Annotated in this window: 15 protein-coding genes; 11 read left to right on the plus strand and 4 right to left on the minus strand. The window is 47.9% G+C overall.

Annotated elements, in window-relative coordinates:
- Positions 1 to 38: 38 nt before the first annotated feature.
- Positions 39 to 1,346, minus strand: a complete 1,308-nt coding sequence (locus C943_RS15200) for a hypothetical protein (RefSeq protein ID WP_040480860.1) — start codon at positions 1,344 to 1,346, stop codon at positions 39 to 41.
- Positions 1,347 to 1,612: 266 nt separating this feature from the next.
- On the opposite strand from C943_RS15200, the gene C943_RS15210 reads away from it, so the two are divergent.
- A complete protein-coding gene (locus tag C943_RS15210; RefSeq protein WP_040480863.1) occupies positions 1,613 to 2,002 on the plus strand; it encodes a heme-binding domain-containing protein in 390 nt (129 codons plus the stop codon).
- A complete protein-coding gene (locus C943_RS15215; protein WP_008629495.1) occupies positions 1,999 to 2,475 on the plus strand; it encodes a heme-binding domain-containing protein in 477 nt (158 codons plus the stop codon). The genes C943_RS15210 and C943_RS15215 overlap by 4 nt, the downstream gene beginning before the upstream one ends.
- A 92-nt stretch (positions 2,476 to 2,567) precedes the next feature.
- Here C943_RS15215 and pyk read toward each other — a convergent pair whose 3' ends face one another.
- Entirely contained in the window at positions 2,568 to 3,998 is a 1,431-nt protein-coding gene (gene pyk, locus C943_RS15220; RefSeq protein WP_008629498.1) for a pyruvate kinase, read from the minus strand.
- Positions 3,999 to 4,010: 12 nt separating this feature from the next.
- The gene (locus tag C943_RS15225) at positions 4,011 to 4,439 is read right to left on the minus strand and encodes an IPExxxVDY family protein (protein WP_008629500.1); all 429 of its coding nucleotides are present in this window, start codon (positions 4,437 to 4,439) and stop codon (positions 4,011 to 4,013) included.
- Positions 4,440 to 4,588: 149 nt separating this feature from the next.
- Here C943_RS15225 and C943_RS15230 point away from each other — a divergent pair, with 149 nt between their 5' ends.
- The 5 genes from C943_RS15230 (at position 4,589) to C943_RS15250 (ending at position 9,883) form a co-directional block, all read left to right on the plus strand.
- A complete protein-coding gene (locus C943_RS15230; RefSeq protein WP_008629501.1) occupies positions 4,589 to 4,825 on the plus strand; it encodes an acyl carrier protein in 237 nt (78 codons plus the stop codon).
- A gap of 21 nt (positions 4,826 to 4,846) precedes the next feature.
- Positions 4,847 to 6,100, plus strand: coding sequence for a beta-ketoacyl-ACP synthase II (gene fabF, locus C943_RS15235; RefSeq protein ID WP_008629502.1), 1,254 nt, complete (start codon positions 4,847 to 4,849; stop codon positions 6,098 to 6,100).
- Positions 6,101 to 6,183: 83 nt separating this feature from the next.
- Entirely contained in the window at positions 6,184 to 6,843 is a 660-nt protein-coding gene (gene rnc, locus C943_RS15240; protein WP_008629504.1) for a ribonuclease III, read from the plus strand.
- 46 nt (positions 6,844 to 6,889) lie between these two features.
- Positions 6,890 to 8,737, plus strand: coding sequence for an NAD(+) synthase (gene nadE / locus C943_RS15245; protein WP_008629505.1), 1,848 nt, complete (start codon positions 6,890 to 6,892; stop codon positions 8,735 to 8,737).
- Between the two features lie 21 nt (positions 8,738 to 8,758).
- A complete protein-coding gene (locus tag C943_RS15250) occupies positions 8,759 to 9,883 on the plus strand; it encodes a prolipoprotein diacylglyceryl transferase (protein WP_008629507.1) in 1,125 nt (374 codons plus the stop codon).
- On the opposite strand, the gene yidD is transcribed toward C943_RS15250, so the two are convergent.
- A complete protein-coding gene (gene yidD, locus C943_RS15255) occupies positions 9,865 to 10,086 on the minus strand; it encodes a membrane protein insertion efficiency factor YidD (RefSeq protein WP_008629510.1) in 222 nt (73 codons plus the stop codon). The genes C943_RS15250 and yidD overlap by 19 nt on opposite strands.
- 60 nt (positions 10,087 to 10,146) lie before the next feature.
- Here yidD and C943_RS15260 point away from each other — a divergent pair, with 60 nt between their 5' ends.
- From C943_RS15260 to C943_RS15275, 4 genes are all read left to right on the plus strand, one after another.
- Positions 10,147 to 11,604: a POTRA domain-containing protein gene (locus C943_RS15260; RefSeq protein ID WP_008629512.1), complete on the plus strand. Its 1,458-nt coding sequence runs from the start codon at positions 10,147 to 10,149 to the stop codon at positions 11,602 to 11,604.
- A gap of 85 nt (positions 11,605 to 11,689) precedes the next feature.
- Positions 11,690 to 12,514, plus strand: a complete 825-nt coding sequence (locus C943_RS15265) for a PorV/PorQ family protein (protein ID WP_040480867.1) — start codon at positions 11,690 to 11,692, stop codon at positions 12,512 to 12,514.
- Positions 12,511 to 14,607 (plus strand): helix-hairpin-helix domain-containing protein, encoded by a 2,097-nt coding sequence (locus C943_RS15270; protein ID WP_008629517.1) that lies wholly within the window; start codon positions 12,511 to 12,513, stop codon positions 14,605 to 14,607. Before C943_RS15265 ends, C943_RS15270 begins: the two co-directional genes overlap by 4 nt.
- A 66-nt stretch (positions 14,608 to 14,673) precedes the next feature.
- Entirely contained in the window at positions 14,674 to 17,127 is a 2,454-nt protein-coding gene (locus C943_RS15275; protein WP_040480869.1) for a zinc-dependent metalloprotease, read from the plus strand.
- The last annotated feature ends 53 nt before the right edge of the window (positions 17,128 to 17,180 follow it).

Raw genomic sequence — 17,180 nt, forward strand, 5'->3', positions numbered from 1 at the left:
TTTTATCCGCTTTTTTCGATGAACTTTCGAAAAGGCTTTCAGCGATTTGACTCGCTCAGCCAATGAAACTGCCTCTCGGTCAATGCGAAATGCCGGGGAAGTTTTTTCAATACGATTGAAAGCGTGTCCGAATCCTTGACGCCATGCAGTCGGATCTCTCCCGTATTGGGAATTTTCAGATCGAAAACCACCCGAGGGAGCGAATCCCAACTGGCTTTTCTCCATTCCAAAATTTCACCTGCACTGTCGGGACGATAGTCAAAATAAGCGCGGCCATACCGCATCCTGAATGTGGAATCATTGGCCGAAAAGCTTCCAGCCCCATTGTAGTCAAAAATAACATCCCTCCAGCGAAGGGTGTCCGCAAGACTTTCGGGAATGGTATCCCCATTTTTCACAAACACCTCCACATGGTACATGCCTGGGTCCACGGGCGGCAATTCCTTGGTAAGGTCAGCATGGTATTGAAGACGATACTGATAATAATTGTATGTCACCATCCCAAAGGATGTGATAATGAAAAATATTTTAAGTACCCAGCGTGAAACATTGAACCATTTTGATCGGCTGATTGGCGTGTAGACCGCCGAGGGAAGCGTCGGAGAATTCCTCAGAAAAAACCCGATCAACCTCTCACGTTCCTGCCACACCAAATAAGTGCTCGCGAGGAGCAGATGAAAGGAATAAATCTTCACCGGAATGTCATAGCTCATATTGAGCATAAACACATTGGCAAACACGCCAACCGAGAGCATTGACCCCAACAAGGCCGTGTTTCTCCAAATCAAGAGCAAGGCAACCAAGACCTCGGCAATCCCGGAAAACACCTGATAGGGCGTACTGTAGCCGATGAAGAGCCAAGAAAATCGCATCGGCAAAAAATCCCCCAAAGGCGTTGCCAATTGGCTCAGATTCGGAAAGTACATCTGCATCGCAAAGACCTTCAGAATACCATAGCTGAACGCAGTTCCCGCCACCGTATATCGCAGACCAAATCCCAAGAAATAATACAACTTGGGATAAGCCGAGCGCCTCCAGTCGAGGATACTCCACACCAGAGTGCCTACCGCTGCCAGAAGAAATTGGGTGTAAAACAAGGCCCATCCATAACTCGTATCGCCACTTCCCCCCATCGGAACAAGCACGTCCTTGATACGGAAAAATCGCGAATTCATAAAATTCACCAAAAGGTCAAGGGGATGATTGACCCATTCGGCAAACCAGTACAATCCGGGGATTGCTGTGAAAAAGTTTAGCGGATTGAAATACAATGCAAAGTAGATGAAGAAAAAGCGAAAGAGAACCCGGTTTGCTGACGGCCACGTTGAATCGGAAGGAGCGAACATACGATTGGATTTTACCTGCAAGCTACAAAATTGACCCTTTTGTCTAAAGCCTTACCATATGGCATGTCGCCGAGACGGAAAAAATCTTGCCTCAAAAAAATCTTTCGCCATCCTGATGCTTTGCAATCTGCAAACCGTTGGTATTTTATATAACCAAGTTTTGCCGAATCAGTAAAATACCAAATAAAGACGCAAGATTTTGCCATAGACTTTGCGTATCTTCAGAATTTTCAAGAAATTCCAGATGAAACCATAAAACCCCCATTATGAAAAAACTATTTTTAATTCCTGCAATTGTCTTGATGGGCCTTTTGTTTGTACAAGGCACGTCCAAGCCTGAGACCGAAACAATCCATCCAGCTGTGGCCCCCGAAATGCCGGCTAATGTAAAGGCAGTAGTCGAAAAGAAATGCTACGGTTGCCACAATGCCGAGTCCAAAAACGAAAAAGGCAAAGCCAAATTGGATTGGGACGCCTTTGAAGCTACAAAAAAGTCAAAGCAGCTCGCCACCATGGGCAAAATCAACGAAACCCTAGCCAAAGGCGAAATGCCACCCGCCAAATTCTTGGAAAATAGGCCTGAAGGCAAGCTCTCGGCCGAAGAATTGGCGACATTGATGGACTGGAGTGCCGGCAAAAAGAAATCGAAGGAATGAAAGCTTGGCAATACATCACGGGCGGACTCGCGGCCCTCATCGTTATTTCCCAATTTATCCCCAACGAGTTGCCTGCCGTAGAAACTTCCAATCCGGGGGATATCATCCAATCCGGCATTGTGGAGGACGATGTGGCGGCGTTGTTGAAGAACTCCTGCTACAGCTGCCACAGCAATGAAACCCATTACCCTTGGTATTCTTACGTGGCACCTTCTTCCTGGCTCGTAGCCAAAGACGTACGGGAAGGCAGGGACGAACTCAATTTTTCCACCTGGACTTCTTACTCGATGATGGATAAGCTCGCAAAACTCGACGACATCGTAGAAGAAGTGAAGGAAGGCGAAATGCCCATGGGTATTTACACACTGATTCACCCATCCGCAAAGTTGGACGACGCGCAAATTCAACTTATCGTAACCTGGGCTGAGACTACGATGGATATTGTGGCCGAAGAAGAAGATACCGAGGAATGATATTCTATCAAGCAGACTGTTGTGAGTTTGATCCTTAATAAAAATAGGCCCCGCTTGGGGCCTATTTTTTAGAGAAATATGCGAGTATCAACCTACTCTACAACGTGTATCTTCAGCATGTTGGTTTTCCCTTTTTCCTTTAGCGGCATACTTGCCGTATTGATGATGATGTCACCCTTTTTGACATAACCTTCATCCTTGAGTCTGTCTTGGATATCCATGAAAGTCGCGTCAGTAGAGGTATGCGATTCATAGTAATAGGCCCTCACACCCCACACCAAGCTCAGCTGGGTGAGCATCGAGCTGTTGCGCGTAAACACCAATAGGTTCGCCAATGGCCTGAATGAAGCCAACCGCAAAGCTGTTTGGCCAGATGTGGTTATGCCTACAAGCGCTTTTGCCTTCACATTTCTGGATAACCTTGCCGCCATCAACGTCAAGTTCTTGCTGTAAAAGTTCGGATCGTTTTCCTCGATTTTGTATAGGTGGTGAAACACATCATGGTTGTTCTCGATGTAATTGATGATGCTGCTCATGGCCTTCACGGCGTTGACGGGAAACTGGCCCGAAGCGGTTTCGGCTGAAAGCATCACCGCATCTGCACCGTCCAACACGGCAGTTGCCACGTCGTTGGTTTCCGCACGCGTAGGCCTCGGATGCGTGGTCATACTTTCCAACATCTGCGTCGCAATGATCACCGGCTTACATGCCAGTTTACATTTGGTCACGATCTGCTTTTGCCAGAGAGGGACGGTTTCTGCAGGTACTTCCACACCCAAATCTCCCCTCGCTACCATAATTGCGTCCGTTTCCGCAATGATGGCATCGATATTGGCAAGGGCTTCAGGCTTTTCGATCTTGGCTACGATTTTGCAATTTTTGCCCGCCTCCGTGATCCGCTCACGCAATTCCTTAATATCATCAGCAGTCCTGACAAACGACAGCGCGATCCAATCGACATCATGCGCTAAGCCAAACTCCAGATCTTCCAAATCCTTTTCTGTCAGGGAAGGTGCCGAAACCTTCGTGTTCGGAAGGTTGATACCTTTTCTTGATTTTAGGACACCTCCATGAATGACGACGCAGCGTACATTCTTGCCGTCAGTATTGTTCACTGCCAACTCAATATTGCCATCGTCGATCAAGATCCTATCCCCGGATTTGACATCATAAGGAAGGTTTTTATAGACGGTGCTTACAAGTTCCGCATTGCCCACGACAGTTTCGTTGGTGATGGTGATTTTTTGTCCGGGAGAGATTTGCACACCACCGTTTTCCATTTCACCGACACGGATTTTTGGACCTTGCAAGTCTTGTAGGATTCCGATATTAAGGTTGTTTTCTTTGTTGATTTCGCGGATCAATTTGACCACTTTGGCATGGTCCTCGTGCTTGCCGTGCGAGAAGTTGAGTCTGAATACATTTGCGCCGGCATTGGCCAAGCTGCTCAGCATGTCCTTGGTATTGGAAGCGGGGCCTATCGTCGCGAGGATTTTGGTCTTATTGTAAAGGGCAATACTCATGGAATATTGATGTTAATAGGTTAGAAGGTTTTCTTTTGATTTGATTTTACTGATATCAAGCTTGACCACATTTTGGATCAAGGGGCTTTCCGATAATCGGCCAATATAGTCATTTAAATCCAATTCGCCGGTCAAATCCTGTACCAGCAGAAAATAGTCGATCATTTTCAACTCAGGAATTAAGTACATGGAAGCGGCAGAATCGTGATGGGATTTGTTTCTTAGCAACTGTAGAAAACCATGCTCCTTAGCTTCCTTGAATTGGGAAATGTACAGCGTCGAACCATCATTGAAATCCAAAACGTAGTCCTCGGTGCGCGCTAACCTCGTCTTCAAAAGCTGATTGATCAACCATGCGATCTTGTAATCCTTGAGCGGAGCCACAAAGCCCAAAAGTTCAAATTCGTAGTGGTGTTCTACAAATAACTTGGTTTTCTTCATGGTTGAAAAATTTGCAAAAACAAAAGTAAAAATAATATTCGTACTTCATTGGAGGCAGACAATATCTTAAATTTAGCTCAACCAATTTTTTGCAATAAGGTTATAAATCCATTTCTTTGCGGAGTGTTTAAAATTTAACTGTTCAAAAAATGTCTGAAATAGCACAAAAAGTAAAAGCCATTATCGTTGATAAGCTAGGCGTTGAAGAATCTGAAGTTACTCCTGAGGCAAGCTTCACTAATGACCTTGGTGCTGACTCACTGGATACAGTTGAGCTCATTATGGAATTCGAAAAAGAATTCAACATCTCCATTCCAGACGATCAAGCTGAACAAATCGGCACAGTAGGCCAAGCTATCAGCTACCTGGAGGCAAACGTAAAATAATATTCCCTTTAAAATTCATTTATGAATTTAAAAAGAGTTGTAGTAACAGGTCTAGGCGCCCTCACACCACTTGGAAACACAGTAGAAGAATACTGGAAAGGGCTTTCAAATGGTGTCAGCGGCGCCGCGCCTATTACTAGATTCGACGCATCACTTTTCAAGACCCAATTTGCCTGCGAGGTCAAAGGGTTGGATGTAGAACAGTTCATCGACCGGAAAGAAGCCAGGAAAATGGACCTGTTTACACAAATGGGCCTCATTGCAGCAGATCAAGCAATTCTTGACGCTGGCATCGACCTCGAAAAAAGCAACCTCAACCGTATCGGCGTGATCCTTGGATCAGGAATCGGAGGACTCAAGTCCTTTCAGGATGAAGTCACCGATTTTGCAAAAGGCGACGGTACACCAAGGTTTAACCCATTTTTTATCCCCAAGATGATCGCCGACATATGCGCCGGTCATGTATCCATCAAATACGGATTCAGGGGACCAAATTTCGTCACAGTATCAGCCTGTGCATCGGCGACCAACGCAATCATTGACGCCTTCAACTACATCCGTCTGGGCAAAGCAGACATTATTGTCTCCGGCGGTACGGAAGCCACGATCACCGAAGCAGGTGTCGGTGGGTTCAATGCCCTGAAAGCACTTTCACAAAGAAATGATTCTCCCCAAACAGCATCAAGACCTTTTGATAAAGAGCGTGATGGCTTTGTACTTGGCGAGGGTGCAGGTATTTTGATCATAGAAGAATATGAGCACGCCAAAGCAAGGGGAGCAAAAATATACGCCGAAATAGTCGGTGGCGGCATGTCCGCCGACGCATACCACCTGACGGCGCCACATCCGGAGGGTCTTGGAGCAAGCAACGTTATGATCGCCGCATTGGAAGACGCAGGATTGAAACCCGAGGATATTGATTATGTCAATGTTCATGGAACTTCAACCCCCTTGGGAGATATCAGCGAAGTGAAAGCCATCCAAAAGGTCTTTGGCGAACATGCCTACAATATCAACATCAGCAGTACCAAGTCCATGACAGGGCACTTATTGGGGGCAGCCGGGGCAATCGAAGCAATAGCCTCCATCCTTGCAATCCAAAATAGCCTCGTCCCTCCTACCATCAACCATTTTACGGATGATGAGGAGTTTGACAGCAGGCTTAACCTGACATTCAACAAAGCCCAAAAAAGGGAAATCAGGGCTGCGCTTAGCAATACCTTTGGATTTGGTGGACACAATGCGTCCCTCATTTTCAAGAAAATAAATGGGTAGCCTTGAAACTCTCGCGCTTACTCCGGCTTAGATCTTTATTCTACACATCATACGAAAAAAGGCTTGCCGCCTCCATCAAACACATGGTAGGCAGCAAGCCTTTTAATTTGTCCCTCTACAAGCTGGCCATCAAGCATGCCGCGGCTGCAGAGGAGACTGTCAATGGAATGAAAATCTCGAACGAACGCCTCGAATACCTTGGGGATGCCGTGCTCGGAGCTGTGGTGGCAGAGTTTCTGTTCATCAAATACCCATTTCGAGACGAGGGCTTTTTGACCGAAACGCGCTCGAGAATGGTAAACCGCGAGGCATTAAACCACATTGCCATCAAACTGGGCCTCAGCAAAATTATCGAAGAGGAATATCGTGGGAAAAACGTGGGAACACACAAGTCAATCTACGGCGATGCCCTCGAAGCGATGGTGGGCGCCGTTTACTTGGATCGTGGTTACGAGTTCTGCAAGAAGTTTATCCTCAGGCGTATCATCATCCATTTTGACTTGGATAGCATCATCAATACGACCACAAATTTCAAAAGCAAAGTCATCGAATGGTCCCAAAAAGAAAACAGCTCGGTTGATTTCAGGACTGTCTCCATCGATGGAAGCCAACGGTTCAAGGAATTTGTCGTTGAATTGCTCATCAACAATGAACCCGTGGCCACAGGCAAAGGCGCAACCAAAAAGAAAGCTGAACAGGAAGCTGCCAAAAACGCCTGCGAAATTCTGAACATAGCCGTTTAGAACAGTATATTTGAAATTCGGGTTTTCAGTTTGTATCCCTCTTTTTATGTCATCCATCAAAATCGCCTGTGCTACAGTAAACCAGACTCCTTTGGACTGGTCTGGCAATCTGGGCAGGATCATTGATTCCATCCAATATGCCAAGGAAAACAGCGTTCAATTGCTTTGTTTTCCGGAATTGGCCCTCACGGGTTATGGAAGTGAAGATTTGTTCTTGAGTTATTGGTACCCCAAAAAGGCGCTCGCCCAACTCGAAAAACTCGTACCGCATTGCGCAGGCATCACGGTTGCCGTCGGATTGCCCGTCCGGATAGGAGACAAAGTATTTAATTGTGTCGCGGTTGTCGAAGATCAGAAAATCAAAGGCTTCGTGGCCAAGCAGTTCCTTGCGATCGATGGCGTACATTATGAATTCCGTTGGTTTACTCCCTGGGAGGCCGGCAAAGTAATCTCCTTGGAATTCATGGGTGCAGCGGTTCCGCTGGGCGATATGATCTTTGAGAAAGAGGGGATAAAATATGGCTTCGAAATTTGTGAAGATGCATGGAGAGGAGATGTGAGGCCCGGATTCCGACTACGAGACAGGCAGGTTGATCTGATTTTCAACCCAAGTGCAAGCCATTTTGCGATGGGAAAATCAGTCCTCCGCGAAGATTTGATCAAACGGAGCTCCGAATTATTCAACGCCACCTACGTCTATGTCAACTTACTCGGCAACGAATCCGGCCGGATGATCTTTGACGGGGAAATTCTCCTCGCCCATCAGGGAAAATTGCTTCTCAAAAACCCAATTCTATCCTTCGAGGATTTCCAAGTGCTGACTTTCGACTTGAATCAGCAGAACCTCAATGCCCCCGAACTAAAGTCGGATTCCAATCTCAACCTGGAATTTGTGAAGGCTGCCAGTTTGGGCTTGTTTGACTACCTGAGAAAAAGCCGAAGTAAAGGTTTTGTGCTTTCCCTCAGTGGCGGTGCAGACTCCTCCACGATTGCGGTCTTGGTTGCCGAAATGGTCCGCCGCGGAGTGGAAGAACTAGGTGTGGAAGCTTTTGTCAAAAAACTTGGCATTCCCCTGCAGGTAAAAAGCACCGATCCGGTCCGGGAAATCATCGGCCAAATATTCTTCACGGCTTATCAAGCGACCGAAAACTCGGGATTTTCAACCTACCAAAGTGCCAAAACCCTTTCGGAAAGCATCGGAGCCCAGTTTTTCCATTGGAAAATCGACGACGAAGTCCAGTCCTACACGACCAAAATCGAGAATGCCATCGGACGAAAACTCACTTGGAAAGAAGATGACATTACACTTCAGAATATCCAAGCACGAGCCCGTTCACCGATCATTTGGATGCTGGCAAATATCAAACACTGTCTCCTCCTCAGCACATCCAACCGCAGCGAAGGCGACGTAGGCTACGCCACCATGGACGGAGACACGAGCGGCAGCATTTCCCCTATTGCCGCCGTGGATAAGCATTTTATCCTGCAATGGCTACAATGGGCAGAGAAAAATCTCAACTACCCCGCATTGAAAAAGGTGAACAGCCTCCAACCAACGGCAGAATTGCGCCCTGCGGAAAACCAACAGACGGATGAATCGGACCTGATGCCCTACGCCGTAATCGTGGAAATTGAGCGCTTGGCCATTAGGGACAGGCGATCACCATTGGATGTTTTTCTCATACTCAAAGAAGAACTCTCCATCGAACCAGCCGTACTTAAAGGCTACATCAAGAAATTTTTCCAACTTTGGTCGCGCAACCAATGGAAGCGGGAACGCCTCGCGCCTTCCTTCCATTTGGATGAATTCAACGTGGACCCAAAAACTTGGTACCGCTTCCCGATCCTGTCGGCGGGATACCGGGAGGAGTTGGAAGAACTGGAAAACTATTAAGAAAAGACACCCTTTGCTATCATGACAATACTATCGACGATACTTGACTACATTGTTTGGAGCCCCAACCCGGCGGTTATCCCCAGTTTTGAACGACTGCGCTGGTATAGCCTGCTGTTTGCTTTGGGCTTTATCATTTCGCAGCAGTTTATGTTCTATTTTTTCAGAAAAGAGGGTCAAGACGAGAAATTGGTCGACAGACTCACTGTCTACATGGTTTTGGCAACCATCATCGGTGCAAGGCTGGGGCATGTGCTTTTTTACGAACCTGAAAAATACCTCAGCAACCCGATCGATATCCTCAAGGTTTGGGAAGGTGGATTGGCAAGCCACGGTGCGGCAATCGCCATCTTGTTTGCCCTTTATCTGTATGCGCGGAAAGTCCCCACACAATCCTACCTGTGGGTAGTAGACAGAATCGTTATCGTGACTGCGATGACAGGAGCACTGATTCGCCTCGGGAACCTGATGAACTCAGAAATCGGCGGTATGCCAACTGGCTCCGACAGCGGCTTTGTCTATGCACGTGACACAGAGGAAATCCTGCAAACACTCAAGATCCCCGTGGCAGAGGTAAATGCCTACAAGCCCGAAGACAGGGCACAGGAATTGACGGGGAATGGAATCGTTCCGGTGAATTTTGAAATCAAAATAGAAAAAGGCGGATACGCAGAAGATGACCTGAGGCGGGCCATCGAAACGGACGTAAAGTATGTCCTGACAAGGTTCAACAGTTCCCAAAAATACCTGTCCGAAAGTCCGGAAACACCACTCAATTTTGATCTCAAGGACGAAGGGGAGCAATATGTGGCCACTATTCGGACTTTTGGCGTGGCACGCTATCCGACGCAAATCTACGAGTCGATCTCCTATTTCGTGATTTTCCTTGTGCTGCTTGGCCTTTGGTCCAAATACAAATCAAGGCTTCCCGATGGATTGTTGCTGGGGATGTTTCTCGTGTCGGTATTTGGAATGCGCTTCGTATGGGAATACCTGAAGGAAAACCAAGTGGAATTCGAGGAAGGAATGTCACTCAATATGGGCCAATGGCTGAGTATCCCCTTGGTGGCTGTTGGTCTGGTGCTGATAATTCTGGCCTTGAAAAAGGGATTCAAAAAAGAACTGCCTCAGGGTACCGGATCGTGACCATGACCACCCCAGGGGTGGCAACTTGCAATACGCTTGATCCCCAACCAGCCACCTTTGAAAACCCCATGTTTGAGGATGGCTTCTTTGGTATATTGGGAGCAGGTGGGTGTGTAGCGGCAGCTTGAGGGAAACAGCGGCGAAATGAGGTATTGGTAAAACAATACGGGTAGGATGGCGATTTGGCGTAGGACCGATTTCAAGCAGATGGGTTTTATTCGTAAAGCCAAAACAATAGGGTAAAAGTTCAAGAAACGAGGGATTTGAAGCAGATTTTACGAAGACATATCCTTGTAATTTTTATACTGGCTTGGGTTTTTCCCCAAACGGGGAAACTATTTGCCCAAGACGATGATGCAGAGGCGGACAGTGTGCAAAGCACCGTTCCCACCAAGGTCACGGTCAACAACATTTTTGTAATTGGAAATGAGAAAACCAGAAAGAGTATCATCCTTCGGGAAATAAACGTCCAAACGGGAATCCAATACGATTGGGACCTGCTCATCGAACTGATAGAAGCCGATCAGAAAAAAATCTATAATCTTCAGTTGTTTAACAGCGTCGAGATCACGCCACTCTTCACCGAACCCGAACAAATTGAGCTCCTGGTATCGGTGACCGAACGCTGGTATATAATTCCCAACATCATCTTCAACCTCGCCGACAGGAACTTTGCCGAATGGTGGACCAACCAAGACAAGGACCTGTCCCGTGTAAATTTCGGAGCACGTCTAATCCATAACAATGTGGGCGGCAGAAACGAAAAACTGCGAATTGGGGCCCAATTTGGATTCATCAGAGCCTTTGAACTTCAATACAGCAAACCCTATATCGATAGAAAGCAGCGACACGGACTGGCTTTCCAATTGACATACTTTACCCAAAAAAACCTGCAGGTAAAGTCAGAAAACAACAAACAGGTCTTCTACACAAACGAGGCCGAAGAAGTCTTGAGACAAAATTTTTCTACCTTTTTGAGGTACACCTACCGCGGAAGCTACTACAATTTCCACTTCGCCACTATTGGGTACAACAGGACGAAGATCAACGAGGATGTTTTTACCCAAAACCCAAACTACCTCCTAGGACTCGGCAACCAAATTGGTTACACCATTCTTGGATATACTTACCGACATGATGACCGCGATAATGTACAATATGCCACAGAAGGGGAAGTCCTAAACGCAAGCATTTTCAAATATGGGCTACTGCCCAACGACGCTATCAACGATTGGGAGATATCGCTGACAGCTGCCAAGTATTTCAAATTAAGCAATAGGTTTCACTTTGCCACAGGCTTGTCCGCCACAAGCTTTATCCAGCAAGCGCAGCCCTACACCCTAGTCAGAGGCATCGGATACAATCCTTACTTTGTAAGGGGATACGAATTGAACGTCATAGAAGGTCAGCAGGCGATCGTACAAAAAAACAGCCTCCGCTATAAAATCCTAGACCTAAGTTTCAATATCGGCAAAATCATGCCCTTGGAAGAGTTCTCCTATTTCCCGCTTCGGCTGTTTCTCAGCACCAATTTCGACCATGGCTTTGTCAATGACCGCAACAAAATCCCCTCCAATGCACGCCTGACCAATACCCATCTTTTTGGCTATGGCATGGGATTGGACTTGGTGACTTTTTACGACATGGTTTTCCGGTTTGAGTATTCTGTCAACAACCAAAACGAGGGAACCTTCTTCTTCAACTTCCGGGCGCCGTTCTAAAAAGCCGATTTAAACGCTTAATATCGGAAACCTGATTTCATCTCGCACAGGCAAAAACTAAATTGCTTGTAAAACCCGCTCGACAATGAAATCAGGAGTTTGGATGGCCTGGCTTTTTGTATGCACTTGGACGGGCATCCAAGCCCAAAGCCCCTTGGAAGTATTCCCAAAAGGCGGTAGATCCATGGGAATGGGCAACGCCCACACAACCCTGGCAGATCCCTGGGCCATTTTCAACAATATCGGTGCGCTTGCAGAAATCAAGGAATCACAGGCTGCCTTTTCCTATGACCACCGCATGCAGCTCAACGAATTGAGCACACTCGCTGCGCTCGTGGCCATCAAAATGAATCACTTGGGCCTAGGGATCGGTGTATCCCAGTTTGGTGATAAGGATTTCTCCCAAAGCCAAGCAGGTCTGGGAATCGCCCATCGCTTGGGAATCGCGAGCCTAGGCCTGAAAATCAACTACTTTCAAACCCATGTAAACGGATATGGCACGGCGGGTGCCGCTGTGCTGGAATTTGGGGGCTTGGCTGAACTTAGTCCCGTCGTGTTTTTTGGTGCACATGTGTACAATCCAACGATGGCATCTTATGGCGGCGATTCCCCTGAGAAACTGCCCACGATCGTCAAGGCAGGTATTTCCTACCGACCCAGTGACAAAGTCTCGGCTAATCTCGATGCCGAAAAGGATATCCTTCTCCCACCCCAGTTAAAAATCGGAGTCGAATACAGCATTCTCCAGAGACTTTGGCTAAGGGTCGGCTTCAACACCAATCCCGAGCGAGCATTTTATGGGATCGGTTTTCGTCCCCGAAGATTCCACATCGACTATGCCATGACGCAGCACCACAGATTGGGATTCACACACCATTTCTCCGTCTCCTATCTCTTTGTCAGGAAATGAAAGCCGGGATCCTGTTCTTGATTTGCTGTGGCCTAATTTTCCAACCACTCTCGGCGCAGACCTACCGCAAAGGGGAAATCAACCTGGAGAACTTCGTGGAAGAGTTTTTTGCGATGCAGCGGACGGATGCGGACTACGAAGACCTATACGAGAGCCTTTTGCAGGTTTTCCTCAACCCTATCAATCTCAACAAAACCAGCCCGGAGGAACTGGGCTCGCTCTACATCCTGACACCTTCCCAAATCCACCACTTCTTCGAACATCAAAGAAAAAATGGCCCATTAATTTCCCTTTATGAATTGCAGGCGATTCCGGAATTTGATCTCGAAACCATTTACAAAATCCTGCCTTTTGTCGAGCTGGAGGACAATGGAAACAGGACTGTTCCATTCTTGACAAGAGTCGGCAAAACCAAAGACGCTTATCTCATCATGCGGCAAAACAGGGTCTGGCAGACAAGAAAGGGCTATACACCTCCAGATACGCTCAGCAATGGCAACCTCAGCAGCCGCTATATCGGAGACCCCAACAACCTCTACCTGCGCTTTCGTATGCAGCATGGAAAGGATTTCAGCTTTGGATTCACCTTGGACAAAGATCCCGGCGAACAATTCCTCTGGCAACCCGAAACGCAACGGTATGGCTTCAATTTTTTCTCCTACCATTTCAGCATCTACAACCGTGGCAACCTCAAATCCCTCAGCCTAGGGGATTTCCAATGGCAGTTTGGTCAGGGATTGGTATATGGCGCAGGATTCTCTGTGGGCAAAGGCGCCGAAACGATCACTACCACGCGCCGCAGCAGCATTGGGCTTCGTCCCTACACGGCTGCCATGGAATACGGATTCTTCCGCGGTGTATCTTCCTCCTATCAATTTGGACCTGTGTTGGCAAGCGTCTTTGCTTCCAAAGCACCAAGGGACGGCAACATCCAAGTCGCGGATGAAGGTGAAAGTACCCAACCATTCATCAGCTCGCTACCGACCTCGGGATTGCATAGAACGCCCACCGAATTGGCCTACCGCAGACAAGCCAAGGAAACGAACCTTGGCGCCAACATCCATTGGATGGACAAAAGCAGGCGTCTGCAAATCGGAGTCAATACGCTTTGGACTCAATTTAGCCAGCCGATACAAAAAAAGCCCCAACTGTACAATCAATTTGAATTTGCGGGAAAAGAAAACCACGTCCATAGCGCCTACTTTTCAATCAATCTGCAAAACCACTTGATTTTCGGCGAAACGGCCATTTCTCAAAGTGGAGGAAAAGCCGCGGTTATCGGAATGATGAGCAGCCTGCATCCCAAACTCTCGCTTTCCATACTGTGGAGAAATTATGGGCGCGACTTTCACAGCTTTTATGGAAACTCGTTCTCGGAAGGAAGCCGCCCCATCAACGAAAGCGGGGTGTATACGGGCATTCATTTCAAGCCCTCATCCAAATTTTCCTGGTCGGTATACTACGACTATTTCAAGTTTCCATGGCTCAAATACTGGGTCTACGCGCCCTCCCAAGGCCACGAGTGGTTGACACGGGTTCAATATACCCCCTCTAAAAAAGTTCTCTTGTTTGTCCAGCTAAGGGAAGAATCAAAGGCCAGAAATATTTCCGCGCTTCCTGGCTTCCAATCCACTTACCAGTTATCCCAAGGCTCCAAGTTCAACTATGTCTTCAACCTGGACTATGGTATCGATAAAATATGGAGCATCAAGACCCGGGTCATGGGCAGCCGTTTTTTGTTTGATGGGCGAACCAGCCGAGGATTTGCCATTTCCCAAGACATCAACGCGGACTTGGATCGGTGGAGGATATCCAGCAGGATTGTCCTGTTTGACACCCAAGATTATGACAACAGGCAATTCATCTACGAGCGAAACGTGTTGTGGGCCTTTTCGATTCCTGCCTTACAGGGACAAGGGATGCGGTATTACCTGCTGGCCCAGTACAAAATCAGCCCAAAGTTCGTGATCTGGGCTCGCTGGGGAAGCACGGTTTTCACCGACCGCGAGACAATCGGCAGCGGCCTTCAGGAAATCCAAGGCAACACCATCACCGAGACGACCTTTCAGCTGCAATACCTCTTCAACCGATAATTTCCATTATTGGTACAAAGTCCGTCGGCATTTTTTGATAATTTCCACCAACAAACCACCATATCCATGAATCGAAAATTACTATTGTTGCTGGTCTGCTGCACGATCTCGGTACAAGCTGCTTTTTCCCAAGCCATCGACAAATCCAACTGGCTGAGAAAAGAGGGATTTGTAACCATCCTGACCGACGAAAACAAAGGAAAGGTCTACCTGGAAATCAGCCGTCTGGACTCGGAATTTCTATATGTCAATTCCATGCCAGCCGGTATCGGCTCCAATGATATCGGACTCGATCGCGGCCAACTCGGACGCACCCGCATCGTCGAGTTCAGAAAAGCAGGGAACAAGATCCTGCTTGTCCACAAAAACTACGACTTCCGCGCCTACAGTGACAATCCCGCCGAAGTGAAATCCGTGAAAGATGCTTTTGCAGAATCGGTGCTTTGGGGTTTTGATATTTTGGAACAAGCTGGCGGGAAATACATAGTAGACGGTACGACTTTTTATCTCCAGGATGCCCATATGGTGGGGGAAAGACTGGGAGGAGCGCGGCAGGGCACCTATCGTCCAGACCCTTCCCGAAGTGCCATCCACTACCCGATGACAAAAAACTTCCCCAAAAACACAGAAGTGGAAGCCATCGTCACGCTGACCGGAACGCCTACGGGAGGTTATATCCGCTCGGTCACCCCTTCCCCTGAGGCTGTGACCGTGAGGCAAAGACATTCTTTCATCGAATTGCCCGGACCGGGCTACACGCCGAGGGAGTTTGATCCAAGGTCCGGTTATTTCCACATCGACTACATGGATTTCACGACGCCCATCGGAGAACCCATCGTCAAAAGGTTTATCTCGAGGCATCGCTTAGAAAAGAAAAACCCAGAGGCTGAAATCTCCGAGCCTGTGGAGCCGATTGTCTATTACCTCGATCGCGGCACACCCGAACCCGTCCGATCCGCACTCTTGGAAGGTGGAAACTGGTGGGCACAGGCCTTTGAGGCGGCAGGATTCAAAAATGCCTACCGCGTCGAGCTGATGCCCGAGGACGCAGACCCCATGGACGTTCGCTACAACGTGATCCAATGGGTACACCGGTCGACAAGGGGCTGGTCCTACGGCTCATCTGTCAGGGATCCCCGCACCGGCGAAATCATCAAGGGACATGTTACCCTCGGAAGTCTCAGGGTGAGGCAGGATTTCCTGATCGCACAGGGGCTTTTGCAGCCTTTCGAAGATGGCAAGCCGAAGAATCCCAAGATGCTGGAAATGGCTGTGGCAAGACTGAGACAACTGTCAGCCCATGAAATCGGTCATACGCTTGGATTGGCCCATGCCTATGCATCCTCCCCTACCAATAGGGCCTCCGTCATGGATTATCCCTACCCTTTGATCTCCATGGACAACGCAGGCAATATAGACCTCTCCAATGCCTACGACAATAAGATCGGCGATTGGGACAAATGGGCAATCAAGTATGGCTACGCGACAGTTCCAAATGGCCAAAACGAGAAAGCCTTTCTCAACAAAATCCTCGAAGATACTTACAGTGCAGGCCATACATTCATTTCAGATGCAGACTCTCGGGCGGCAAGCGGGAGTCACCCGACTTCCCACCTGTGGGACAATGGTGCCTCCGCAAGCGAGGAACTCCTCCGATTGATGAAGATCCGGGAAACGAAGCTCAAAAGCTTCGGACTCAATGCCCTTGCCGACGGACAGCCCGAGGCATTGTTGGAGGAAGTAATGGTGCCGCTTTACCTCATGCACCGGTACCAAATCGAAGCGACAAGCAAACTCATCGGTGGCGTGGACTATACCTACAAAGTCAAAAGAGACAACCAACCCGTTCAATCCAGACTGGATGCAGTCAAGCAAATGGCCGCATTGAACGCCATGCTTGCAGCGATAAGGCCCGAAAACCTGGCCGTACCAGAGCAAATATTGGCCCTGATTCCGCCTCGACCCATGGGATATGAAAGAAACCGGGAAACCTTCCCCTCGAGAAATGGGCTCAACTTTGATCCGCTGGCTCCCGGAGAAAACATAGTGGACCACAGCTTTTCCTTCCTTTTCGAGTCGAGCAGAGCCAACAGGCTTCACCAGCAAAAATTATTCGACTCTAATTTACCCTCGTTCTCCGAGGTGTTGAACAAAACGATTGATGAGGTTTTCAACCGAAGCTACCAAGCCGATTACCTGTCCGAAATCAACCTGATGACCCGGAATAGATTGGTGGACCACCTGATGAACTTGGCAAAAGACCCGAATACCACTGCACCTGTGAAAGCCATCACCAGGGCCAAACTCTCAGAAATCGCATATTGGAACCAAAACGGAAAAACCGCCGATGCAAAAAGCAGTGCTACCAAAGAGACTTCGGATAGCTTCAGAAGATACCTGGCGCAAAAGATCAATGTATTCCTTCAAGACAAAGAAGAATTCAAAATTCCCGAAATGCTGAAAATCCCCGACGGAGCGCCGATCGGAAGCAGGGACTTAAGTTGCGACTTCGAATATTAACAAGGAAAAAAGCTGGTTATTTGCCAGCCTTTTTCTTTACCATATTAAAGCAA

The sequence above is a fragment of the Mariniradius saccharolyticus AK6 genome (assembly GCF_000330725.2).
Taxonomy (GTDB): Bacteria; Bacteroidota; Bacteroidia; order Cytophagales; family Cyclobacteriaceae; genus Mariniradius; species Mariniradius saccharolyticus.